The sequence below is a fragment of the Ruegeria sp. AP11 genome, assembly GCF_056535865.1.
On sequence record NZ_JBQFJB010000001.1, the window covers coordinates 1,507,382 to 1,530,393 of the forward strand.

Genomic DNA, 23,012 nt, shown 5'->3' on the forward strand with positions numbered 1-23,012 from the left:
GCGCTGTGAAGGGTTAACGCCGCCCGACCTGACGGCAAATCAGGATCACCGGCAGCAGCCCTACGGCCAGAATAACCAGCGACGGCACCGCCGCGCCTTCCAGCCGTTCATCCGAAGCCAGCCGATAGGCCTGCACCGCCAGCGTGTCGAAATTGAACGGGCGCATGATCAGGGTGGCAGGCAATTCCTTCATCACGTCGACAAAGACGATCAGCAAAGCGGTCAGCAGCGACGGCGTCAGGATCGGCAGATGCACCCGGCGCAACGTTCCCAGCGGGGTCTGGCCCAGCGACCGTGCAGCAGCATCCATATTGGCGTGAACCGTGCTCTGCCCGCCCTCATAAGCGCTGAGCGCGGCAGCCAGAAACCGTACCATATAGGCCGCAATCAGCAGCCAGATCGAGCCGGTGACCAGCAGCCCGGTCGATATGTCAAAGGTCTGGCGCATCCACGCGTCCAGCGCATTGTCGAAGCTTGCGAAGGGCACGATCAGGCCGACCGCGATCACTCCACCCGGCACCGCATAGCCAAGACGCGCCAGATATCCGGCAGTGGCCGACCCGCGCCCGGGTCTGAGGCGTTGGAAAAAGCCGATACAGACCGCTGCGCTGACCGTGATCACGGCGGCCGTGCCTGCCAGCGTCAATGAGTTCTGAACAAACCCGACATAGCGGCGCGACAGCAGGTTCTGCTCGGATTCAAGCCCCATCTGCACCAGAATCGCCACCGGCAGCAGGAACCCGAACAGGACCGGAATGGCACAGAGCAGAAATGCAGCAAGCGACTGCCAGCCCTTCAGCTGTGCCGCAGGCAGAACCGCGTGGCGTTTGCCCGCCTGATAGTATTTGGCCTTGCCGCGCTGGGTGCGTTCGGTCACCGCCATGACCAGCGCAAAAGCCAGCAGACACAAGGCCAGTTGCGCCGCCGCAGCGCGGTCGGCCATAGAGAACCAGCTAGTGTATATGCCAGTGGCAAAGGTCTGCACGCCGAAATAGGCGACAGTGCCGAAATCGGCGATGGTCTCCATCACGGCCAGCAAGACGCCGCCTGCAATCGCCGGGCGGGCCATGGGCAAAGAGACGCGCCAGAAGGCGTGCCACGGGCCATTGCCCAGCGCGCGGGCAGCCAGAAACGCTGTGGCGCTTTGCTGCAGAAACGCCGCGCGAGCCAGCAAATAGACATATGGATAGAGCACGAGGATCAGCATCACCGCCGCGCCCTCGGTCGAGCGGATCTCGGGGAACCAATAGTCGCGCGGGCCCCAGCCGGTCACATCCCGCAGCGTGGCCTGAACGATTCCGGGGTGATCCAGGATGAACGTGTAGGCATAGGCCAGCACATAGGCCGGGAAGGCCAACGGCAGGACCAGAGCGATTTCCAGAAACCGCACCCCGGGGAAGCGGGTCATCGTGACCAGCCACGCAGCGCCTACCCCGATCGAGAATGTGCCCGCTGCGACCAGCACCACGAGGATGGCTGTGGTCAGTGCATATCCCGGCAAAACAGTCTCTAACAAATGGGAAATCGTGTCGGTCCCGCCAGTTACGGCAGCCAGAACAACCGCCACCATTGGCAGCAGGCAGGCTGCGGCCACAACATAGGCAATGCCGCCGACAAGGCGCGTACCAAATGCACCGCGATTGTGCGTTCCGTGTTCTGAATATTCGACTTCGGCCATGGCGTCTGACTGATAATCCCGCAGGGTCTGCCTTTAATCGACCAAAATGCTAAGAAACACCAGTGGGCAGGCCAACAAATCTGCGGCACACAGCGCCGCAGACCGCTATTCGTAGACGCGCTGATCCTCGATTACCAAGCCATCCTTGGGCAAGGAACCCGGTGCCACGACCTCGACCGCGCCCTTCAGTTTCAGCACCTCGACCACGGATTTGGCATAGGCGCCGTCATTCTCGCAGGGGCTTTCGATCTGGACGGTCATGGTATCCATCTCGCCCTGACGGGCGGCGATGACCCGCGCCTTGACGATTTCGTCATGCTTGTCGACCAGCGCCGCGACCTGTTCGGGGCGGACGAACATACCCTTGATCTTGGTGGTCTGATCGGCACGGCCCATCCAGCCCTTGATGCGCAGATTGGTCCGACCACAAGGGGACGCGCCCGGCATGATCGCGGACAGATCCCCAGTGGCAAAGCGGATCAGCGGATAGTCGGGGTTGAGCGTGGTGACCACGACCTCACCCACCTCACCGGGCGCGACAGGCGTTCCGGTGCCGGGGGTGACGATCTCGACGATCACATGCTCGTCGATGATCATCCCTTCCATCGCAGAGGACTCATAGGCGATATTGCCCAGATCGGCAGTGGCATAGCATTGCAGGCAGGCAATGCCCCGGTCCGCGTATTCCTGGCGCAGAGACGGGAACAGCGCGCCGCCGCCCACAACGGCCTTCGAAAACTGCAGGGCAACGCCCATCTCGTCGGCTTTGTCGAGGATGATCTTCAGATAATCCGGCGTACCCGCATACGCGGTGCAGCCAATGTCGCGCGCGGCGGTCACCTGAAGCTCGGTCTGGCCCGTACCCGCAGGCAGCACGACCGCCCCAACAGCCTGCGCGCCGCTTTCGAAAATCATCCCGGCGGGGGTCAGGTGATAGCCGAAACAGTTCTGCACGATATCGCCCGGACCAACCCCGGCGGCGTTCAGGAAGCGGCCCATCCGCCACCAGTCCTGATCGGTGCTGCCGGGTTCATAGATCGGGCCCGGCGACTGAAACACATGCTGGAAATGCCGCGCCGGTTTGACGGTAAAGCCGCCAAAGGGCGGGCGCGTGCCCTGCGCCTGCGTCAGATCGGATTTGCGCAACACCGGCAGTTTGGCCAGTGCTTCGGCGCTGGTCACAGCAGTCGCGTCGACCCCAGCCAGGATATCCGCGTAGCCCGGGGCCGATTGCGCGCGCGCGATCTGGGCGGGCAAGGCGCGCGCGTGATCGGCAGCACGTTCATCGGTGGATCGGGTTTCAAGTTCGTCGAAATAGGTCATCGAAATATCCTCCACCCGCTTACAGCCATCTCTTGCGGCGGCGGTATGAGCGCACGTCGCGAAAGCTTTTGCGGCCTTCGTCCGACATGCCGAGGTAAAATTCCTTGACGTCCGGGTTCTCGCGCAGTTCAGCAGCGGGGCCGTCCATCACCACGCGGCCCGATTCCAGAATGTATCCGTAATGGGCAAACCTCAGCGCCACATTGGTATTCTGTTCGGCCAGCAGGAAGGACACGCCTTCCTTTTCGTTCAGGTCCTTGACGATGCCGAAAATCTCTTCGACCAGCTGCGGGGCCAGACCCATCGAGGGTTCATCAAGAAGGATGGTCTCGGGCCGTGACATCAGCGCCCGTCCCATCGCAACCATCTGCTGTTCCCCGCCCGAGGTATACCCGGCCTGTGACCGGCGGCGTTCCTTGAGGCGCGGGAAGTAATTGTAAACAAGCTCCAGATCCTGCTGGACCGCAGCGCTTCCGTCCTTGCGGGTATAAGCACCGGTCAGAAGGTTTTCTTCGACCGTGAGGTGTTCGAAACAGTGGCGGCCTTCCATCACCTGAATGACGCCCTTTTCGACCAGCGCAGCCGGGTCGCTTTCGTGCACACTCTCGCCGCGATATTTGATCGAGCCTTTGGTGACCTCGCCCCGTTCCGAATGCAACAGGTTCGACACGGCCTTCAACGTGGTTGTCTTGCCCGCACCGTTGCCACCCAGCAAGGCCGTGATACCGCCCTTGGGCACCGTCAGGCTGACGCCTTTCAGCACGAGGATCACATGGTTGTAGATCACCTCGATATTGTTGACCTCAAGCAGGGTTTCCGCCTGCACGTCAGTGGTTTGTGCCGCATCCAGCATCAGCGCGTGTCCTCATGCCTGCCCCGGAAGGGGCGGTTCGTAAGAAGCGGCAGGCAGCCCGCCGCTCCGGTTGTCTGGGCGTCCCGGATCGCTCCGGGACGCGTTAGGCTTATTCGCAACGCGGCGAGATGTTGTTTTCGGCCGCGTAAGCTGCAGAATCTTCTGCAATCAACTGGCCAATCACCTCTGCGTCGGTCGGCTTGAACTCCTGAATCTGGTTCCAGCTTCCGGTCGACGCATCCCACTGCACGACACCCACCAGACCCGGACCGCCGTGGTTGTCACAGCTGACCGAGAATTCAGGTCCGAACCCGGCCATGCCGAGCCCTTCCATCTTGGCGTTGGTCATTTCCAGCGCTTCCATACCGTCCCGCATCATCGCAGGGGTGATGTCGGCGACACCGTGCATCTCTTGCGCGGTCTTGATGGCCTCTGAGGCCAGCATCGCCGCATAGAGGCCGCGGTTATACTGAACGGCGCCCAATTGGTCGCCAGCACCGGCAGCCTTGCCGCCATCGACAACGTATTTCCGCAGATCGTCATAGACGGGGTAGTCGTCGCCCAGACCGGTGAAGGTCAGCGCCTTATAGCCCGTGGCTTTGTCACCTGCCGGTTCCACGTCGAATTCGGCACCCGACCACCAGACACCGATGAAGTTTTCCATCGGGAAACGGATGTTGGCGGCTTCCTGAACCGCGACCTGATTCATCACGCCCCAGCCCCACATGACCACATAGTCGGGCTTTTCACGGCGGATTTGCAGCCATTGCGACTTCTGTTCCTGACCGGGATGGTCGACCGGCAGCAGCGTCAGATCATAGCCGTGTTTCTCGGCCAGCATCTCCAGCGTGCGGATCGGCTCTTTGCCGTAGGCCGAGTTGTGATAGACCAGCGCGATTTTCTTGCCGCTCAGATCGCCGCCGTTTTCATCCAGCAGGTAGTTGATCGCGCCCGACGCACCGTTCCAGTAGTTGGCCGGATAGTTGAACACATTGCTGAACACCTTGCCGTTTGCAGCCGATGTCCGGCCATAGCCCATGGTATGAAGCGGGATGCCATCGGCGGTCACTTTGGGAATCAACTGATAGGTGATCCCGGTCGACAGCGGCTGATACACCAGCGCGCCTTCGCCCTTGGTGGATTCATAGCATTCCACACCTTTTTCGGTGTTATACCCGGTCTCGCATTCGACCACGCGCACCGGAACACCGCCGATACCGCCGTCACGCTCGTTCAGCAGGGTGAAATAGTCGTTATACCCGTCCGAGAACGGAATGCCGCCCGCCGCATAGGGCCCCGTGCGATAGCTGAGATCCGGGATCACCAGATCCGCCAGTGCGGGGCCCGAGGCCATCAGCGCACCCAGCGCCAGGGTTGCCAGTTTCTTGTTCATCGGGTGTCTCCTCCCTTAATTGATCCGATGTTGAGTTCGGGTTTTGCACCCGTCTTCTGGTTGGGCCGGTCCCTAGTGCGGGAACGGCCAGAGTCTGAGTTTCTCTTTCGCCACGCGCCACAGCTGCGCCAGCCCGTGTGGTTCTAGGATCAGGAACATGATGATCAGCGCACCGACGATCACCAATTGCAGATGCGCCACGATATCGGTGGGCCAGCCCAGCACATCGACGCCGACCACCTTCAGAACCACCGGCAGCAGCACCAGAAAGGCCGCGCCCGCAAAGGAACCGAAAATAGACCCTAATCCACCGATAATCACCATGAACAGCACCAGGAACGATTTCTGGATGCCAAACACTTCGCCCACCTCGACCGCGCCCAGATACACCGCAAAGAACAGCGCGCCCGCGACGCCCACGAAAAAGGAACTGACGGCAAAGGCGGTCAGCTTGGCCTTGAGCGGGTTCACCCCGATGATCTCGGCCGCGATATCCATGTCACGGATTGCCATCCATGTGCGCCCCGTCGTGCCGCGCGTCAGATTGCGCGCGATGATGGCGCACACTGTCAGGAAGATCAGACAGAACAGATAGGTGGCCCAGGCCGGAGCATTCGGACCGGTGATGATGATCCCGAACACGTCGCGTTCCGGCGCGTTGATCTGGCCCGAAGCCGAGTAGTTGTAGAACCACGGCACCCGGTTGAACAGCCACACCAGAAAGAACTGCGCCGCCAGCGTCGCCACCGCCAGATAGAAGCCCTTGATCCGCAGCGATGGCAGGCCGAACAGCACCCCCACGATGGCGGTGATGCCGCCTGCAAGGATCACATGGATGAACATGCTGACATCGGGAAAGGCCGTCATCAGCTTGTAGCAGGCATAAGCCCCCACAGCCATGAACCCGCCGGTGCCCAGGCTGACCTGCCCGCAATAGCCCACCAGAATGTTCAGCCCGATCGCAGCGATGGCATAGATCAGGAACGGCAGCAGCAGCGCGTTGGCCCAATAGTCGTTGATGATGAACGGAATGATCCCGAACGCCACCGCCAGTACGACGTAATACCGATACCTGTCGAACTTGATCGGGAAAGTCTGGCTGTCGGCGGTGTATGAGGTTTTGAAATCCCCGGCCTCACGATAGAACATATCTTACTTTCCCCATTCTTCCTGCGCCCGGTTGCGGGCAGCGGCATCCAGTTGATTGGACCCTTTGGCATATCCGGTCGCCTCGGAGGCGCGCACCAGTTTCATGTAGGCCAGAACGCCCATGACCAATCCGGCAAAGGCCAGAAGCACCGCAATCACAAGCTGGCCTTCGCTCAGATCGCTGGACGTCAGGGCGATGTAGCCGAAAGCCCAGAACCCCGCCCATGCGATCACGTTGATGATGGCAATCAGCTTGGTCATGCACTACACCCTCTCGATGATCTTCTCACCGAACAGGCCCTGTGGCCGGAACACGAGGAAGATCAACGCCAGAACATAGGCAAACCAGTTCTCGGTCGCGCCGCCGACCATCGGTCCGATGGCGAACTCGAACAGCTTCTCGCCCACACCGATGATCAGACCCCCGACGATGGCACCGGGGATCGATGTAAACCCGCCCAGCATCAGCACCGGCAGCGCCTTGAGCGCGATCAGGCTCAGCGAGAACTGCACGCCCGACTTGGTGCCCCACATGATGCCCGCGACCAGAGCCACAAACCCGGCCACCGACCAGACCATGATCCAGATGAAGTTCAGCGAAATCCCGACCGACAGTGCGGCCTGATGGTCATCCGCCACCGCACGCATCGCCCGGCCCTGCTTGGTATAATGGCTGAACGCGACCAGAGCCGCCACCAGCAGCGCCGCGATGATCGTCGCCACGATATCCAGATTGTCGATGAAGAAGCCGTAATCGAAGATGTTGAAGGTGGTCTCGTCAATCCAAAGGTTGATGCCCTGCGGCAGACCCACATCCAGTGTCTTGATTTCCGACCCCCACATCAGGTCGGCCACACCTTCAAGGAAATAGGCCAGACCAATGGTGGCCATGAACAGGATGATCGGCTCCTGCCCTACCAGATGGCGCATGACGAACCGCTGCACCGCCCAGGCCAGCAGCACCATCACCGCCATAGTCAGCAGAATTGCCAGCAGCGCCGGCACGTTCCATCCGAAATTATAGACATGGGTGCCGAAAGTGGCATTGATCAGATGCGCAAACGGCACCTGACCGTTCATGATCCCGACCAGCGTCATCGCCGCGAACAGGGCCATAACCCCTTGCGCGTAATTGAAAATCCCCGACGCCTTGTAGATCAGCACAAAGCCCAGCGCGACCAGCGCATAGAGCACCCCGGCCATCAGACCGTTGAGGATAACCTCCATCGCAAATACGAGTTGTTCAGGCATGTCAGCCCCTCCCCAATTCTGCCAAGGCCTTAGTCATGGCTGACCCCCAGATAGGCGTCGATGACTTCCTGATTGCTGCGCACCTCGTCCGGTGTACCGTCACCGATCTTCTTGCCGTAATCCATCACCACCACGCGGTCGCTCAGATCCATCACCACGCCCATGTCATGTTCGATCAGCGCGATGGTGGTGCCAAACTCGTCATTCACGTCGAGGATAAAGCGGCTCATGTCCTCTTTCTCCTCGACATTCATCCCGGCCATCGGCTCATCCAGCAGCAGCAGTTTCGGTTCCGCCGCCAGCGCGCGGGCCAGTTCAACGCGTTTCTTCAAGCCGTAGGGCAGGCGGGAAACAGGCGTCTTGCGGATGTGCTGAATCTCAAGGAAATCGATGATCTTCTCGACCGCCTCTCGGTTTTCCGTCTCTTCCGCCTCGGCTTTTCCCTTCCACAGCGCCTGCTGCAGAATGTTGGTTTTCATGAAACTCAGGCGCCCGGTCATCACGTTGTCCAGAACGCTCATCCCCTCGAACAGAGCGATGTTCTGGAACGTCCGCGCAATGCCCTGCTGCGCCACCTCAAAGGGCCGCATCGGCGGGCGTTTGGCGCCGTGAAACCAGACCTCACCCTCTTGCGGGACATAGAACCCCGAGATCACGTTCAGCATCGAGGACTTGCCCGCCCCGTTCGGCCCGATAATGGCCCGGATCTCACCCTCGCGGATATCGAACGAGATATCCTTGATCGCCACCACACCGCCAAAGCGCAGGGTGATGTTCTTCATCTCCATCACCACGCCGCCGATCTTGCGACCGTCCTCGGTGACATAACCTTCGGAATTATCCAGCATCAGAACCTCCCTGACACGAAAAACGGGATGGCGGGCGGGGCGATGACCACAGGTCGAGCGGCGCGCGTCATTCCGCCGCCACCTTGTGCTGAGCGACCGGCACAACCGGTGCGTCGACGATCTCCAGCGTCGCAGAAATAGAGCCCTTGCGACCATCCTCGTAAGTAACCTCGGTTGTGGTCGAAACACTCGACGACCCGTCGTAGAGCGCCGCGATGATGTCGCTGAACTTGTCCTCGACAAAGCCGCGCCGCACCTTGCGGGTCCGGGTCATTTCGCCGTCATCAGCATCCAGTTCCTTGTGCAGCACCACAAAGCGATGCACCTGACAGCCCGACAGCATTTCATCGGCGGCAACCGACTTGTTGACCTCTTCCACATGGGCCTTAATCGTCTCTAACACACGCGGATGGCCCGCCAGCTCCTGATATGAGGCATAGGCCACGTTGTTGCGTTCCGCCCAGTTCCCCACCGCCGTCAGGTCGATATTGATGAAAGCAACGCAGCGATCCTTGCCGTTGCCGAACAGCACAACCTCAAGGATATCCGGGTAGAACTTCAGCTTGTTCTCAACATATTTCGGCGCAAACATCGAGCCGTCAGCCATCTTGCCCACATCCTTGGCCCGGTCGATGATGCGCAGATGGCCACTGCTTTCCTCGATGAACCCGGCATCTCCGGTGGCCACCCAGCCCTCGGCATCCTTGGTCGACGCGGTGGAGTCGGGGTTGTTGTAATACTCCACAAACACCCCGGGCGAGCGATAGTGAATCTCGCCTTTGTCATCGATCTTCAGCTCGACATCCGGTGCGGGTACGCCAACGGTATCGGCGCGCACCTCGCCGTCGGGCTGCACGGTGATGAATACGGTCGCCTCGGTCTGGCCATACAGCTGTTTCAGGTTGATGCCTAAAGAGCGATAGAAATCAAAGATCTCCGGCCCGATCGCCTCGCCCGCCGTATAGCCCACGCGGAAGCGGCCATAGCCCAGCGTATCCTTGAGCGGGCCGTAGACCAGCAGATTGCCCAGCGCGTATTTTAACCGGTCGCCGAAACCCACCGGCTTGCCGTCCAGTAGCAGCCCTCCGACCTTCTTGGCGTGCGCCATGAAGTGGTGGAACATACGCTGCTTCAGCTTACCCGCGTCCTCCATCCGGATCATCACATTGGTCAGCTGCGTCTCGAACACGCGCGGCGGGGCGAAGAAATAGGTCGGTCCGATCTCGCGCAGGTCGGTCATCATCGTGTCGGCGCTTTCGGGGCAGTTCACGCAGAACCCGCACCAGTACGCCTGACCGATGGAGAAGATAAAATCCCCCACCCACGCCATCGGCAGGTAGGACAGAATATCTTCACTCCGGGTCAAGTGATCGAACTCAGCGGAATTCTTAGCGCTCTCGATGACATTGCGGTTCGACAGCACCACGCCCTTGGGCTTGCCGGTCGTGCCCGAGGTGTACAGCATCACGCAGGTGTCGTCATAAGTGATCGCAGCGATACGTTTGTCCAGCTCCGCATCGAACCGCGCGTGACCGGCATTGCCTTCGGCCATGATGTCCTCAAGCGCGTTCATTTGCGAGTGGTCGTATTTCCGCATCCCGCGCTTGTCGGTATAGAGTATGTGTTTGACCTGATGCAGGTTTTCCTGAATCTCGATGACCTTGTCGACCTGCTCCTGATCACCGCAGACGACGTATTTCGCACCGCAATGTTCCAGCACATAGGCCATCTCTTCGGCGACCGAGTCCTGATACAGAGGCACCGGAACCGCACCCACCATCTGCGCGGCAACCATCGACCAGTAATGCGCCGGACGGTTGCGGCCTATGACGGCGATATGGTCGCCCGGTTCAACACCGATTTCCAGAAACCCCAGCGCGATGGCGCGGATTTCCTTGGCGGCCTCGGCCCAGCTCCAGCATTGCCAGATGCCGAATTCCTTTTCACGATAAGCCGGGGCATCCCCGAACTGCATGACATTGCGGTGTAACAGCGCCGGAAGGGAGTGCACCCCTTCAGCGCCCGACTGCGTCTGAGCCAATCTCTTTCTCCTCCCCATCCGGCCCCTCCCCGGGCCGGAAATGGCGGGTCCGGGTCAGGCCCCGGACGCCAATGCCCCGATAAGGGACGCGAGAAGGATCAGCGTCAAGTTTTGCCTGATGTTTTCTCAATTCTTACGAATTGTAACAGGGGTGGAGGGGGGATGTTTCGTTTTGTACAAGATGTACGTTGTTAACAATCTGCAGTTCTTAGGAGATTAAATGACAGCCGCTGAACTTCATTTTAGCGAGCACTTCTCATTTGATAAATCTATGGTCATCGCACTACCAATATAAGTTTGATCCTCGCCAAACTTTGGGCCGTAGAAATCGATCTGTAGCTTTAACAAAGACACTTCAGACGAGTCTTCGAGTTGTTTTGCAAAGCTCAGGATTCCTTCAAGTCGTGAATTACAAAATTCAGGGATGACGACCTGAAAGTCATCAGCGGTAGCGACTCGACTGCCCGGGACATAAACAGCTAGACCATTTTTTACCTCGCCGGCATCATCAAGTTTCTCGAAGAACCCCAATTCCACCGAGTTCCAATCAAGTTCGATTTGTTCGGCCGAAGCAGAGGTAACGGACACAAAAGCTAAGAACGCAAACAGGCAAGCAAACATCAATGAAAATCGGGGATTCATCCTATAGCCAATCCCTCAGAATCGGAATCAACGGCACATCCGCCGCAGGCATCGGGTAATTGCGCAGATCATTCGCGCGCACCCATTTCAGCGCCTGACCTTCCTTCGACTGCGGTATCCCCTCCCACTTGCGACAGGCAAACAGCGGCATAAGCAAGTGGAAATCGTCATAGCTGTGGCTGGCAAAGGTCAGCGGCGCGAGGCAGGAGGCCCAGGTATCGATGCCCAGTTCCTCGTGCAACTCGCGGATCAGCGCGGCTTCGGGGGTTTCGCCGGGTTCGATCTTGCCGCCGGGGAATTCCCAGAGACCGGCCATGGATTTACCCTCGGGGCGTTGGGCCAGCAGGACGCGGCCCTCGATGTCGATCAGGGCGACGGCAGATACCAAAACTGTTTTCACGAGCGGTAATCCGCGTTGATCTCGATATAGCCGTGGGTCAGATCGCAGGTCCAGACGGTGGATGCGCCCTCGCCCAATCCCAGATCGACGGCGATCACCAGATCCTGACCTTTCATGTAGGCGGCAGCGTCTTCCTCGCGGTAGTCGGGGCTGACCCAGCCTTTTTCAGCGACGAGAATGTCTCCGAAGGAGATGCTCAGCAGATCACGGTCGGCGGCGGCCCCGGATTTGCCGATGGCCATGACCACGCGGCCCCAGTTCGGATCCTCACCCGCAATGGCGGTCTTGATCAGTGGGGAATTGGCGATGGCCAACCCGTGGGTCTTTGCGTCGGCGTCCGTGGCGGCGCCGGTCACACGAATTTCTACGAACTTCGTGGCCCCTTCGCCGTCGCGCACCACCTGCTGCGCGAGGTCCAGCATGACGCTTTCCAGAGCTTCGGCAAAAGCGGCGTTGCCAGTGGCATCGACACCCGACGCACTGGTAGCACACAGAAGCAGGCTGTCCGAGGTCGAGGTATCACTGTCCACGGTGATGCAGTTGAAGGTGCGGTCGGTCTGCGCGCCCAGCATCGCCTGCAGCGCGGATTGATCCACCTGCGCATCGGTGAAGATATAGACCAGCATCGTCGCCATATCGGGCGCGATCATGCCGGACCCCTTCGCAATCCCCGCAATAGAGACTGTTTTGCCGTCAATCTCGACCTGAGCGGAAGCCCCCTTCGGGAAGGTATCGGTGGTCATGATCGCCCGCGCCGCGTCCTCGATAGCGTGACGGCTGAGGCCCGTTTTCAGCGTCTCAAGCTGTGCGACGATGCGGTCATGCGGCAGTGGTTCGCCGATGACGCCGGTCGACGAGGTAAACACCCGTTCGACCGCTACGCCGGTGGCTTTGGCGACGGCTTGCGTCACCTCGGCCACCGAGGTCTGGCCGTAATGGCCGGTAAAGGCATTGGCATTGCCCGAGTTCACAAGGATCGCCGCAGGCCCGTCACTGGACCCGCCGATCTTGTCCTGACAATCCAGAACAGGGGCCGAGCGGGTGGCCGAGCGGGTGAAGACCCCGGCCACCGAAGTGCCCGGATCAAGCACCGCCAGCATCACATCGGTACGGCCCTGATAGCGCACGCCTGCCTCGACCGTGGCAAAACGCACGCCGTCGATGGCGGGCAGATCGGGAAAGCCCGCCGGGGCCAGCGGAGAGACCTTGGTAATCGTCGCCACGGAAACTTACTCCTGCAACAGTTCGATCTGGCGCATGATCTCGGGGCCTGCACCTTCCAGCGCGGGGCGTTCGATCTGCGCGGCCTGAGTCAGCTCGTCGATCCTGGCCTGAATGGCGTCCTGCCGGATGGTCTGGGCCAGTTCACCCTGCACAGTGGCCAGTTCGGGCGCCTGCGATTTACGTTTGTCGTTCAGCGCGACCACGTGCCAGCCGAATTGCGTCTGAACCGGGTCTGAAACCTGACCTTTTTCCAGCGCTATAACGGCGTTTTCGAATTCCGGCACCATCTGGCCCTTGCCGAACCAACCCAGCGCGCCGCCATTGGGACCCGAGGGGCCGGTGGATTTCTCTTTCGCCAGTTCCGCGAAATCGGCGCCGTCATCCAGTTGCGCCTTGATGGCGTTGGCCTCTTCCTCGGTCTCGACAAGGATGTGGCTGGCTTCGAATTCATCTTCGCCTTCGAAATTGGCGAATTGCGCGTCATAGGCGGCCTGAATGGCCTCGTCGGTGACACTGGCGGCCGTGAGCGCTTCGACGGTTTGGACCGCGCGCAGGGATCGGGTTTCGTTTTCCAGCCGCAGCGCGTTCAGGGTGTTCAACTCGTCCTGTTCAAGGCTCAGCAGGTGCTGCTGGATCAGCTGTTCAAGGATGAAATCGTAAAGAACGTCATCTTCCAGTTGCTGGTACTGCGCCGGCAGGGCCGAGGCGGTGGCGATGACGTGACCCAATGTGATCTCGTCGCCATTCACGCGCGCGACAACGGTCGACGCATCCGGTGCGTCCTGAGCGGCCAGCGGCAGCGCCATCACGGCAGCAAGCGCCAGCGATGGCAGAAAAGTGAGGCCTTTGGGCATGGAATCATCCTATTTCTTTGCCGCGACAGGGCGCAGCGTTGACACTTCAGAACCTGCCGCTTACATCGCTTTGAAGCCTTGGACAGGGCCGCCTTTCACCCCCCGTATCTATGGGTTGCGCGCAAGGTGGGCAAGCCTGTCGCAACCAAGACAAGAACAGATCCGCTGGAGTGAACATGCTGGGACTCGGAACGCTCGCCAAAAAGGTGTTCGGAACACCGAACGACCGCAAGATCAAGGCGACCCGCCCCCTGATCGACAAGATCAACGCGCTGGAGCCCGAGTTCGAGAAACTGACCGACGAGGGCCTGATCGAAAAGACCGCCGAGCTGCGCAAACGGGCGCTGGACGGGGAAAAGCTGGATGATCTGCTGCCCGAGGCCTTTGCCAACGTGCGCGAGGGCGCGAAACGGGCGCTGGGCCTGCGTGCCTTTGACGTGCAGTTGATGGGCGGCGCGTTCCTGCATCAGGGCAATATCTCGGAAATGAAGACGGGTGAGGGCAAGACGCTGGTCGCCACCTTCCCGGCCTATCTGAACGCGCTGACCGGCAAAGGCGTGCATGTGGTCACGGTGAACGAATACCTGGCCAAGCGCGACTCGGAATGGATGGGCAAGGTGTTCGGAGCCGTAGGCATGACCACCGGCGTGATCTGGTCGGGCCAGCCCGACGCCGAGAAGATGGCCGCTTATTCCTGCGACATCACCTATGCCACCAATAACGAGCTTGGCTTCGACTATCTGCGCGACAACATGAAGGCCGATCTTGAGACGGTCTATCAGAAACACCACAATTTCGCGATTGTGGACGAGGTAGACTCGATCCTGATCGACGAGGCGCGGACGCCGCTGATCATCTCGGGGCCGTCGCAGGACCGGTCGGATCTGTATACCGCCATCGACGGCCTGATCCCGTCGCTGAGCGATGATCATTTCACGCTGGATGAAAAGTCGCGCAATGTGACCTTCACCGATGAGGGCAACGAGTTTCTGGAGGCGCAGCTGATCGCAGCCGGGCTGATCCCTGAGGGGCATTCCCTGTACGATCCCGAAAGCACGACTGTGGTGCACCACGTCAATCAGGGCCTGCGTGCGCATAAGCTGTTCCAGCGCGACAAGGATTACATCGTGCGTGACGGCAACGTGGTGCTGATCGACGAATTCACCGGCCGCATGATGCCGGGCCGCCGCCTGTCGGAAGGTCTGCATCAGGCCATCGAGGCCAAGGAAGGTGTACAGATTCTGCCCGAGAACGTGACGCTGGCCAGCGTGACTTTCCAGAACTACTTCCGTCTGTATGACAAGCTGAGCGGCATGACCGGCACCGCCCTGACCGAGGCCGAGGAATTTGCCGAAATCTATGGCCTTGGCGTGGTCGAGGTTCCGACCAACAAGCCGATTGCCCGCCTTGACGAAGACGATCAGGTCTATCGCACCGCTGGTGAAAAATACGGCGCGATGATCAGCGAGACCAAGGAAGCGCAGAAAAAGGGCCAGCCGGTCCTGCTGGGCACCACCTCGATCGAGAAATCCGAACTGCTGAGCCAGCTGCTGCAGAAGGAAGGCATCGCGCACAACGTTCTGAACGCCCGCCAGCACGAGCAGGAGGCGCAGATCGTGGCCGATGCGGGGCGTCTGGGCGCGGTGACCATCGCCACCAACATGGCCGGACGCGGCACCGATATTCAGCTGGGCGGCAATGTCGAGATGAAGGTGCTGAAAGCGCTGGCGGAAAACCCCGAGGCGGACCCGGCCCAATTGCGCGCCGCCGAAGAGGCAAACCACGCCGAGGAAAAGGAAAAGGTTCTGGCTGCGGGTGGTCTTTATGTGATGGCCTCGGAACGCCATGAAAGCCGCCGCATCGACAACCAGCTGCGCGGCCGTTCGGGCCGTCAGGGTGATCCGGGCCGCACCGTGTTCTACCTGAGTCTCGAAGACGACCTGATGCGCATTTTCGGCTCGGAACGGCTGGACAAGGTGCTGACCACGCTGGGCATGAAAGAGGGTGAGGCCATCATCCACCCCTGGGTGAACAAATCGCTGGAACGGGCGCAGTCCAAGGTCGAAGGCCGCAACTTCGACATGCGCAAGAACGTTCTGAAATTCGACGATGTGATGAATGACCAGCGTAAGGTTGTCTTTAGCCAACGGCGTGAGATCATGTCCTCGAACGACTTGTCCGAGATCGTCTCGGACATGCGCGAACAGGTGATCGACGATCTGATCGACGAATATATGCCGCCGAAATCCTATGCCGATCAGTGGGATACCGATGGCCTGCATGAGGCGATCAAGGACAAGCTGACCATCGACGCCCCGGTTCAGGACTGGGCCGCCGAGGAAGGCGTGGACGACGAGCAGGTGCGCGAGCGTCTGATCAAGGCCGCAGATGAGATGATGGCGCAGAAGGCTGCGGCCTTTGGCCCGGAAAACATGCGCAACATCGAAAAGCAGGTTCTTCTGCAGACCATTGACGGCAAATGGCGCGAGCATCTGCTGACGCTCGAGCATCTGCGTTCGGTCGTGGGTTTCCGGGGCTACGCCCAGCGCGATCCGCTGAACGAATACAAGAACGAAAGCTTCCAGCTGTTCGAAAGCATGCTCGACAGCCTGCGCGAGACGGTGACACAGCAATTGTCGCGCGTTCGCCCATTGACCGAGGAAGAGCAGCGCGAAATGCTGGCGCAGATGCAGGCGCAGCAGGCACAGGCGCAGCAAGCGGTGGATCAGGCGGCAGGTCAGGCCGAAGCGGTGGCCGAGGCCAAAGCCTCGGGCGACAGCCGCCCCGGATTCGTCGAGGATGACCCGTCAACCTGGGGTAATCCGTCGCGCAATGACGCGTGCCCCTGTGGATCGGGTAAGAAATTCAAGCATTGTCATGGCAGGCTGACCTAACGTCAGCCACATTCCGACACAATGAGTCCGCCTCGCGGCCACATATTGGCCGTGTTTGAGGACCAGATTGCGACTCGCTCCTTCAACTGGGGAGGGTGTTTTGTTTGTAATAAAGAATTACGTGACCACGGGCGGAACCGTTGCCTGCGCCCTGGCCATCGGATACCTGATGCAGAGCGGATCAGCTCAGCCGACCGCGCCCGAACCGGGCACGGAACGGGTGGCTTCGGTCTCGGCGCAGGCGGCAGGTCTGTCCGGACTGGAAGCAATCGTGCTGACCTCATCTTCCCCGACCTCGGCACGTGGTGACGTGTCACCCGAACCCCCTCGGACCCTTCGCGCGCAACCTGGTTTCCCCTCGAATTGTGACCTGAGCGCACGGGCGATGGCGGTGCCCGGCGCCAATGCCAGACTGCAGGTCAAAGCACCCTGCCATATGGATCAACCGATCGAAATCCATCACAGCGGACTGGTGTTTTCGACCCGCACCGACCGGCTTGGCCGGCTGGACCTGACCATTCCGGCGCTGGCGGAATACGCCATTTTCCTGATTTCCCTGCCCGAGCAGAAAGGCACCGTGGCCACAACCCATGTGCCTGAGATCAAAAAATTCAACCGCATCGCCCTGCAGTGGCAGGGTCGGACAGACCTGCAACTGCACGCGCTGGAATTTGGTGCCAGCTATGGTGAAGAAGGTCATGTCTGGTCCGGCCCCGAAGCCAACGGTGCCGGTTCTGTCGTGCATCTGGGTCAGGGCGATTCAGCGCAGGCGCGCAATATCGAGGTCTATTCCTTCCCCTCTGATGCCGTATCTCAGGCCGGATCGATCGAATTATCGGTCGAGGCCGAGGTGACAGAGGCGAATTGCGGTGCTGATTTGCATGTACAATCGCTGGAATGGCGCGCGGATCAGCGCCTGCGGTCACGCGATTTGACACTCGATATGCCCGGCTGCGATGCAACCGGTGATTTTCTGGTGTTGAATAATCTGTTCCCAGACCTGACAATCGCTGCAAAATAAACAGCAGTCAGGTCGACACTTCCTCATGACATTTCTTCGCGCGGCAATGGCCGTGCTTTGCGCCTTATCCTCTGTGACGGGCGCAAAGGCACAGGACATCATCCTGACCTCACATGATGGCAAGGTCGAAGTGGTGGGCACATTGCTGGGCTATGACGGCGAGTTCTACCGCGTCGATACCCAGTTCGGAGAGCTGACCGTGGACGGCTCGGGCGTGACCTGCGACGGGCCTGCCTGCCCCAGCCTGACTGATTTCGTGGCCGAGATTCGCCTTTCCGGTGCGTCGGTTATGGCCGAGACGCTGTTGCCCGCGCTGATACAAGGGTTTGCCGATCAGGAAGGCCTGACGGTGACGCAATCCGAGGATGAGACCGCCTATGCGTTGCACCATCCGGACCGGCAGGCGCCATTGGCCCGCCTGATCCTGCGGGCTACCGATACCGGTCAGGGTTTCAGCGATCTGGCTGAAAACGCAGCGGATATTGTACTGGCCCAGCGTGAGATTCGGCCCTCGGAACAAGACATGGCCCAGGAGGCCGGGCTAGGCGATCTGACCCGCCCGCGCAGGTCCCGGGTGCTGGCGCTGGACGCCATGGTACCGGTGGTCGCGGCGGATAACCCGGTGCAGCAAATATCGGCCGCCGATCTGGCGCGGGTTTTTGCAGGCGAGATCACCAACTGGACCGACCTGGGCGGCCCGGACGCGCCGATTGGGTTGAATCTGACCGTGGCCGGTTCTGGGCTGGCGCAGGCGGTGGAGGACTTGCTGATGAAACCGGTAGACGCACCACTGTCCGCGGCGGTTGAACGGCATCCCCGCAACAGCGATCTGGTGCGCGCGGTGGCGGATGATCCGTTTGCCATAGGCATCGCCAGCCTGGCCGAAACCGGCGCGGCGCGCGCGCTGCCGCTGGCGGGGGGGTGCGGCCATGCCATCATGGCGACGCGCCAATCGGTAAAGACCGAGGATTACCCGCTGACCGCGCCCATGTTCCTGTATCTGCCGCAACGCCGCCTGCCCAAAATGGCACGGCAGTTTCTCGCCTTCACCCAAAGCGCAGCTGCGCAGGAGGTGATCCGGCGGGCCGGGTTTGTCGACCAGTCGCCCGAGGTGATCCGCATCGGCCTGCAAGGCGACCGGCTGGCCAACGCCATCGCCACCGGTGGAACCGAGGTCGGTCTGGACGCGCTGCAACAGATGATCGAGACGCTGCGCCCGATGGCGCGGTTGTCGCTGTCTTTCCGGTTCGAGCCGGGATCGTCCCGCCCCGACGCGCAGTCGCGATCGAACATCCTGCAGCTGGCACAGGCGCTGGAGAGCGGCGCCCTGGACCTGCGCAAGCTGAGTTTTGTCGGGTTCAGCGACGGGGTTGGCGGGGCTGGGGCGAACACACGGATCGCCCTGCGGCGGGCTCAGACTGTGCGCAATCTGGTGCTGGCCGCTGTTGAAACCAGCATCCCCGACAGCGTCGAGATCGCGGCCGAAGGCTTTGGCGAGGCGATGCCGATGGCCTGCGACGACACCGAATGGGGCCGCAAGGTGAACCGCCGGGTCGAGGTCTGGGTGCAGTAGCGGTTACAGATAACCCTGCGACCGAAAGCTCAGCTCGGTTGATTTTCCGATGATAAGATGGTCGTGCAGGGTCAGCCCCAAGGCCGAGCACGCATCCTGAATACGGCCCGTCATGTCGATATCCGACTGCGACGGTGTCGGGTCGCCCGACGGGTGATTATGCACCAGAATCAACGCCGAGGCGTTCAGTTCCAGCGCCCGTTTCGCCACCTCGCGCGGGTAGACGGGCACATGATCGACGGTGCCCTTGGCCTGTTCCTCATCGGCGATCAGCACGTTTTTGCGGTCCAGATAGAACACCCGGAACTGCTCAATCTCTCGATGGGCCATGGTGGTGTGGCAATAATCCAGCAGCGCGTCCCAGCCGGAAATCACATGCCGCTGCATCACCCGCGCGCGGGCCATGCGATGGGCGCAAGCCTCAAGAATTTTCAGGTCGGTGATCACCGTATCCCCGACACCCTTTATTTGGCGCAGCCGTTCCTCGGGCGCGGTCAGGACGCGGTTGAAATCGCCGAACGCGTCCATCAGCGCGCGGGCCAGCGGTTTCACATCCTGCCGGGGGATCGAGCGGAACAGCGCCAGTTCCAACAGCTCGTAATCCGGCATCGCCGCCGAGCCGCCGGACATGAACCGATCGCGCAGCCGCTTGCGATGGTCTTTGATGTAGGAGGGTAACCGACCACTCGGCAGCGGCTGCGCTGGCGCTTCGTCCGTATCGAACAGCATTGGGGCTTCGGCAAAGGCGTCCTGTGTCATGGGTCTACCCTGACGCAGAATCGGTTTCTGATTGGTTAACGCGCCTCGCCCGCCATGCGCGCGGTGGCGCGGCGGACCAGCATATGCAGCAGGATCGAGAACACCCCCAGCGTCAGCATCGCAGCAAACATCAGATCGGTCTTGGAGCGGCCATTGGCCAACAGCATCAGATAGCCCAAGCCTTGCGAGGACCCGACCCATTCGCCGATCACCGCTCCGATCGGCGCATAAACCGCCGCCAGCCGCATCCCCGAGGCCAGCGAAGGCAAGGCTGCCGGAATGCGGATATGCCACAGCACCGTGCGCGGGCTGGCCTGCATGGTGCGCGCCAGGTCCAAGTATCCGGGCGGCGTGCGCATCAGCCCGTCAAAGAAGGACGAGGTGATCGGGAAATAGATAATCAGCACCGCCATCGCCACCTTGGACCAGAGGCCATAGCCCAGCCACAGCGTCAGCAACGGCGCCAGCGCAAAGACCGGCAGCGCCTGCGTGAACACCAGCATCGGCTGCACCAGCACTCGCGCGGCGCGCGAATTGGCCAGTTGCAGCGCGGTGATTACACCCAGCAGCGTGCCGCAGGCGAGGCCAATCAGCACCTCAACAGCGGTGATCCAAGTGTGTTCAGCAATCAGCCAGCGGTTCTGCCACCAAGTCTCGGCCACCAGCGCCGGACCGGGCAGGATGAATTTCGGCAGGCCGGTCAGGCTGACGATTGTCTGCCAGACGGCCAGTGCGAAGACCGTTGCTGCAAGGGCCGAAAAGAGCTTCATGCTGCCTCGCGCAGCAGTTTCAAAAGCGCGCCCTGCGTCTCCAGCGTCTCCAGATCGTCGACCTGACGCGGTGCAGGTGCGAGGGGTGGTGCGCAGGCGGTCAGGCCCGCTTGGGTCATCACCATGATGGACTGGCCCAGACGCGCGGCCTCGACCGGGTCATGGGTGACCAACAGGACGGTGCGGCCCTGCAAGGCCTCGGCGGCCAGATCCTGCATGTCGGCGCGGGTGCGGGCATCCAGCGCCGAGAACGGCTCGTCCAGCAGCACGATGGGGCGATCCTCCATCAGCGTGCGGGCAAGCGCCACGCGCTGACGCTGGCCGCCGGACAATTCCGAGGGCTTCTTGTGCAAGTGGTCCTGCAACCGCATCCGTTCGATCAACCGGTCGCGGCGCGCCAGATCGGGTTTTTTGCCCCGCAGCCGCGCACCAAGGGAGACATTCTGCGCCACAGTCGCCCAGGGCAGCAGCAGATCGTCCTGCGCCATATAGGCCACCCGTTGCGCCACCGCCTGCCCGTCGCTGGCGGTGATCCGGCCCGTGAATTCAGCCCCGGTCTCAAGCCCCGCGATCAGCCGCAAGACGGTGGTTTTGCCAACGCCCGATCCGCCCAGCAGACAGGTCCACTGGCCTGACGTAAGGGTCAGAGACAGCGGCGCGAACAGAGTGGTGCCACCGATGGTGGCCCTGCCGCTGATGATCAGATCGGGCGCTGGGGTCACGGGGTCAGGCCAATCTGCCAGAAATTGACCTCTAGCTCAGTGGCCGTGCGGAAGGTCTGGCACAGGCGCTCCCACCGCGGCGAGGTCTCGAAATTCGCGCCAAGTCGTCGTGTTAGAGCCTGATCCAGCAAATCTCCGACCGCTTTGCAGGCCCCTTGGTAATCCTCACCAGCATAGGTGTCGATCCAGTCACGATAGGTGTCCGAGGTCGCCTCGGACGCCAGCCGCGCGCCGATCTCGCCATACCCCATCACGCACGGCGCCAGCGCCGTCAGCAGGTCAAGCAGATCGCCGCTATACCCGGCCTCAAGCACAAAGCGGGTATAGGCCAGATTCTCCTGCCGTTCCGGGGTGGCGAGCAACTCGCCCTGAGAGATCCCCGCAGCCTCGCAGATACCGATATGCAGCTGCATCTCCTCGGCCACCAGCGCGTTGACGGTGCCCACGGCCGTCAGCATTTCAGAATGCGTTTCCGATTTCACCACCGCCAGCGCCCAGGCGCGGGCAAAGTGGATCAGGAACACGTAATCCTGCCGCAGATAATGCAGGAACGCTTCGCGCGGCAGGGTGCCGTCTTTCATACCCTCGACAAAGGCGTGGCGGGAATAGTCCCGCCACGGCCCCTGCGCCGCGTCGCGCATCAGCGCGAAGGCTCTGCCATACCCGCTCATTTCGCGGTCACGTCCACGGTGATGGCGCTGACCGGATTGATGCTGTCGATCATGCCGCTTTGGTTCAGGAATTCCTCGAACCGGGCATAACGACCCGCGTCAAAGCCCGCCGGGCGCAGGGCAAAACGCGGCAGCGTGTCGACCCAGGCGCGGGCGTTCAGCTCGTCCTGCAATTCGGTCGAGGTGGACGCGAACACTTCCCAGCTTTTTTCCGGGTTGTTGACGATGAACTGGGTGGCTTTCTCGGTCGCGGCCAGAAAACGGGCCACCTTGTCGGCATCCATAGTGTCCGGGTTGGCGACATAGATCAGTTCGTCATAGGAGGGCACGCCTTCTTCCTCGATATAGAAGCAGGTGCCGGGGCGGCCTTCGATATCCATCTGGTTCAGTTCAAAATTGCGATAGGCACCGATCACCGCATCCACCTGTCCGGTCATCAGCGACGGCGACAGCGAGAAGTTGACGTTGATCAGCTCAACCTCATCCAGCGCGACGTCGTATTTGCCCAGAACGGTGCCCAGAACCGCCTCTTCCACACCGGCGACGGAAAAGCCGATCTTCTTGCCCTTCAGGTCGGCGGGCGATTTGATCGGGCCGTCTTCCAGCACCAGCAGGCAGTTGAGCGGCGTGGCGACCAGCGTACCGACACGTTTCAGCGGCAGCCCTTGGTGGATCTGCAGGTGCAGTTGCGGCTGGTAGGACACCGCCAGATCAGCCTGACCCGCAGCGACCAGACGCGGCGGCGCGGACGGGTCGGCGGGCGGGACGATTTCGACCTCAAGCCCCTGTTCGGCGAAATAGCCGTTTTCCTGCGCCACGATGATGGGGCCGTGGTCGGGGTTGATGAACCAGTCCAGCAGCACGGTCATCTTGTCCTCGGCCCAGGCGGGCGCGGCGGCCAGCAGGGCCACGGCTGTGATCAGCTTTTTCATGTCTCGCATTTCCT

The 23,012-nt window shown here is 61.1% G+C and carries 21 protein-coding genes; 3 read left to right on the forward strand and 18 right to left on the reverse strand.

The genetic code is table 11. From position 1 onward, the window contains the following. Positions 1-13 precede the first annotated feature (13 nt). From ACR3E4_RS07825 to ACR3E4_RS07885, 13 genes are all read right to left on the reverse strand, one after another. Positions 14-1,678, reverse strand: a complete 1,665-nt coding sequence (locus ACR3E4_RS07825) for an ABC transporter permease (protein WP_480535037.1) — start codon at positions 1,676-1,678, stop codon at positions 14-16. A 105-nt stretch (positions 1,679-1,783) separates the two neighbouring features. Continuing rightward, positions 1,784-3,001: a phenylacetate--CoA ligase family protein gene (locus ACR3E4_RS07830; RefSeq protein ID WP_480535035.1), complete on the reverse strand. Its 1,218-nt coding sequence runs from the start codon at positions 2,999-3,001 to the stop codon at positions 1,784-1,786. 19 nt (positions 3,002-3,020) lie between these two features. Next, positions 3,021-3,854 (reverse strand): ABC transporter ATP-binding protein, encoded by an 834-nt coding sequence (locus tag ACR3E4_RS07835; RefSeq protein WP_480535033.1) that lies wholly within the window; start codon positions 3,852-3,854, stop codon positions 3,021-3,023. 109 nt (positions 3,855-3,963) lie between these two features. Then, a complete protein-coding gene (locus ACR3E4_RS07840; protein WP_480535031.1) occupies positions 3,964-5,247 on the reverse strand; it encodes an ABC transporter substrate-binding protein in 1,284 nt (427 codons plus the stop codon). Positions 5,248-5,319: 72 nt separating this feature from the next. After that, positions 5,320-6,396, reverse strand: coding sequence for a branched-chain amino acid ABC transporter permease (locus ACR3E4_RS07845; protein ID WP_480535029.1), 1,077 nt, complete (start codon positions 6,394-6,396; stop codon positions 5,320-5,322). 3 nt (positions 6,397-6,399) lie between these two features. After that, positions 6,400-6,657, reverse strand: a complete 258-nt coding sequence (locus tag ACR3E4_RS07850) for a hypothetical protein (protein WP_170542606.1) — start codon at positions 6,655-6,657, stop codon at positions 6,400-6,402. A gap of 3 nt (positions 6,658-6,660) precedes the next feature. Then, entirely contained in the window at positions 6,661-7,647 is a 987-nt protein-coding gene (locus ACR3E4_RS07855; protein ID WP_480535027.1) for a branched-chain amino acid ABC transporter permease, read from the reverse strand. Positions 7,648-7,676: 29 nt separating this feature from the next. Continuing rightward, the gene (locus ACR3E4_RS07860; RefSeq protein WP_480535025.1) at positions 7,677-8,495 is read right to left on the reverse strand and encodes an ABC transporter ATP-binding protein; all 819 of its coding nucleotides are present in this window, start codon (positions 8,493-8,495) and stop codon (positions 7,677-7,679) included. Between the two features lie 67 nt (positions 8,496-8,562). After that, complete coding sequence (locus ACR3E4_RS07865) at positions 8,563-10,536, reverse strand: AMP-binding protein (RefSeq protein WP_480567072.1); 1,974 nt, start codon at positions 10,534-10,536, stop codon at positions 8,563-8,565. Between the two features lie 237 nt (positions 10,537-10,773). Further along, complete coding sequence (locus tag ACR3E4_RS07870) at positions 10,774-11,178, reverse strand: hypothetical protein (RefSeq protein ID WP_480535021.1); 405 nt, start codon at positions 11,176-11,178, stop codon at positions 10,774-10,776. 1 nt (position 11,179) lies between these two features. Continuing rightward, positions 11,180-11,578: an 8-oxo-dGTP diphosphatase MutT gene (mutT, locus tag ACR3E4_RS07875; RefSeq protein WP_170334201.1), complete on the reverse strand. Its 399-nt coding sequence runs from the start codon at positions 11,576-11,578 to the stop codon at positions 11,180-11,182. After that, positions 11,575-12,801 carry a bifunctional glutamate N-acetyltransferase/amino-acid acetyltransferase ArgJ gene (gene argJ, locus ACR3E4_RS07880; RefSeq protein WP_480535019.1) on the reverse strand — a complete coding sequence of 409 codons (1,227 nt, stop codon included), beginning with the start codon at positions 12,799-12,801 and terminating at the stop codon, positions 11,575-11,577. The genes mutT and argJ overlap by 4 nt, the downstream gene beginning before the upstream one ends. A 6-nt stretch (positions 12,802-12,807) precedes the next feature. Then, positions 12,808-13,656: a peptidylprolyl isomerase gene (locus ACR3E4_RS07885; RefSeq protein WP_480567073.1), complete on the reverse strand. Its 849-nt coding sequence runs from the start codon at positions 13,654-13,656 to the stop codon at positions 12,808-12,810. Between the two features lie 176 nt (positions 13,657-13,832). On the opposite strand from ACR3E4_RS07885, the gene secA reads away from it, so the two are divergent. The 3 genes from secA (at position 13,833) to ACR3E4_RS07900 (ending at position 19,144) form a co-directional block, all read left to right on the forward strand. Next, positions 13,833-16,550 carry a preprotein translocase subunit SecA gene (secA, locus tag ACR3E4_RS07890; protein WP_480535017.1) on the forward strand — a complete coding sequence of 906 codons (2,718 nt, stop codon included), beginning with the start codon at positions 13,833-13,835 and terminating at the stop codon, positions 16,548-16,550. Between the two features lie 100 nt (positions 16,551-16,650). Then, positions 16,651-17,571 (forward strand): hypothetical protein, encoded by a 921-nt coding sequence (locus tag ACR3E4_RS07895; protein ID WP_480535015.1) that lies wholly within the window; start codon positions 16,651-16,653, stop codon positions 17,569-17,571. A gap of 25 nt (positions 17,572-17,596) precedes the next feature. Further along, complete coding sequence (locus tag ACR3E4_RS07900) at positions 17,597-19,144, forward strand: phosphate ABC transporter substrate-binding/OmpA family protein (protein WP_480535013.1); 1,548 nt, start codon at positions 17,597-17,599, stop codon at positions 19,142-19,144. Positions 19,145-19,147: 3 nt separating this feature from the next. On the opposite strand, the gene radC is transcribed toward ACR3E4_RS07900, so the two are convergent. The 5 genes from radC to ACR3E4_RS07925 are packed head-to-tail and all read right to left on the reverse strand — an operon-like array spanning position 19,148 to position 22,998. Continuing rightward, entirely contained in the window at positions 19,148-19,903 is a 756-nt protein-coding gene (radC, locus tag ACR3E4_RS07905) for a RadC family protein (protein WP_480535011.1), read from the reverse strand. 35 nt (positions 19,904-19,938) lie between these two features. After that, on the reverse strand, positions 19,939-20,673 hold the full coding sequence (locus tag ACR3E4_RS07910) for an ABC transporter permease (RefSeq protein WP_480535009.1): 735 nt from the start codon (positions 20,671-20,673) through the stop codon (positions 19,939-19,941). Next, on the reverse strand, positions 20,670-21,395 hold the full coding sequence (locus ACR3E4_RS07915; RefSeq protein WP_480535007.1) for an ABC transporter ATP-binding protein: 726 nt from the start codon (positions 21,393-21,395) through the stop codon (positions 20,670-20,672). The genes ACR3E4_RS07910 and ACR3E4_RS07915 overlap by 4 nt, the downstream gene beginning before the upstream one ends. Continuing rightward, positions 21,392-22,066: a thiaminase II gene (tenA, locus tag ACR3E4_RS07920; RefSeq protein ID WP_480535005.1), complete on the reverse strand. Its 675-nt coding sequence runs from the start codon at positions 22,064-22,066 to the stop codon at positions 21,392-21,394. Before tenA ends, ACR3E4_RS07915 begins: the two co-directional genes overlap by 4 nt. Further along, positions 22,063-22,998, reverse strand: coding sequence for an ABC transporter substrate-binding protein (locus ACR3E4_RS07925; protein WP_480535003.1), 936 nt, complete (start codon positions 22,996-22,998; stop codon positions 22,063-22,065). The genes tenA and ACR3E4_RS07925 overlap by 4 nt, the downstream gene beginning before the upstream one ends. Positions 22,999-23,012 lie beyond the last annotated feature (14 nt).

Bases quoted from the DNA above. Each gene is read 5' to 3' on its own strand.
- ACR3E4_RS07830 (WP_480535035.1), bottom strand. From the start codon at position 3,001: ATGACCTATTTCGACGAACTTGAAACCCGATCCACCGATGAACGTGCT.
- ACR3E4_RS07845 (WP_480535029.1), bottom strand. From the start codon at position 6,396: ATGTTCTATCGTGAGGCCGGGGATTTCAAAACCTCATACACCGCCGAC.
- ACR3E4_RS07835 (WP_480535033.1), bottom strand. From the start codon at position 3,854: ATGCTGGATGCGGCACAAACCACTGACGTGCAGGCGGAAACCCTGCTT.
- ACR3E4_RS07840 (WP_480535031.1), bottom strand. From the start codon at position 5,247: ATGAACAAGAAACTGGCAACCCTGGCGCTGGGTGCGCTGATGGCCTCG.
- tenA (WP_480535005.1), bottom strand. From the start codon at position 22,066: ATGAGCGGGTATGGCAGAGCCTTCGCGCTGATGCGCGACGCGGCGCAG.
- ACR3E4_RS07885 (WP_480567073.1), bottom strand. From the start codon at position 13,656: ATGCCCAAAGGCCTCACTTTTCTGCCATCGCTGGCGCTTGCTGCCGTG.
- ACR3E4_RS07850 (WP_170542606.1), bottom strand. From the start codon at position 6,657: ATGACCAAGCTGATTGCCATCATCAACGTGATCGCATGGGCGGGGTTC.
- ACR3E4_RS07860 (WP_480535025.1), bottom strand. From the start codon at position 8,495: ATGCTGGATAATTCCGAAGGTTATGTCACCGAGGACGGTCGCAAGATC.
- ACR3E4_RS07910 (WP_480535009.1), bottom strand. From the start codon at position 20,673: ATGAAGCTCTTTTCGGCCCTTGCAGCAACGGTCTTCGCACTGGCCGTC.
- ACR3E4_RS07900 (WP_480535013.1), top strand. From the start codon at position 17,597: ATGACATTTCTTCGCGCGGCAATGGCCGTGCTTTGCGCCTTATCCTCT.
- secA (WP_480535017.1), top strand. From the start codon at position 13,833: ATGCTGGGACTCGGAACGCTCGCCAAAAAGGTGTTCGGAACACCGAAC.
- ACR3E4_RS07870 (WP_480535021.1), bottom strand. From the start codon at position 11,178: ATGAATCCCCGATTTTCATTGATGTTTGCTTGCCTGTTTGCGTTCTTA.
- ACR3E4_RS07855 (WP_480535027.1), bottom strand. From the start codon at position 7,647: ATGCCTGAACAACTCGTATTTGCGATGGAGGTTATCCTCAACGGTCTG.
- ACR3E4_RS07825 (WP_480535037.1), bottom strand. From the start codon at position 1,678: ATGGCCGAAGTCGAATATTCAGAACACGGAACGCACAATCGCGGTGCA.
- radC (WP_480535011.1), bottom strand. From the start codon at position 19,903: ATGACACAGGACGCCTTTGCCGAAGCCCCAATGCTGTTCGATACGGAC.
- ACR3E4_RS07925 (WP_480535003.1), bottom strand. From the start codon at position 22,998: ATGAAAAAGCTGATCACAGCCGTGGCCCTGCTGGCCGCCGCGCCCGCC.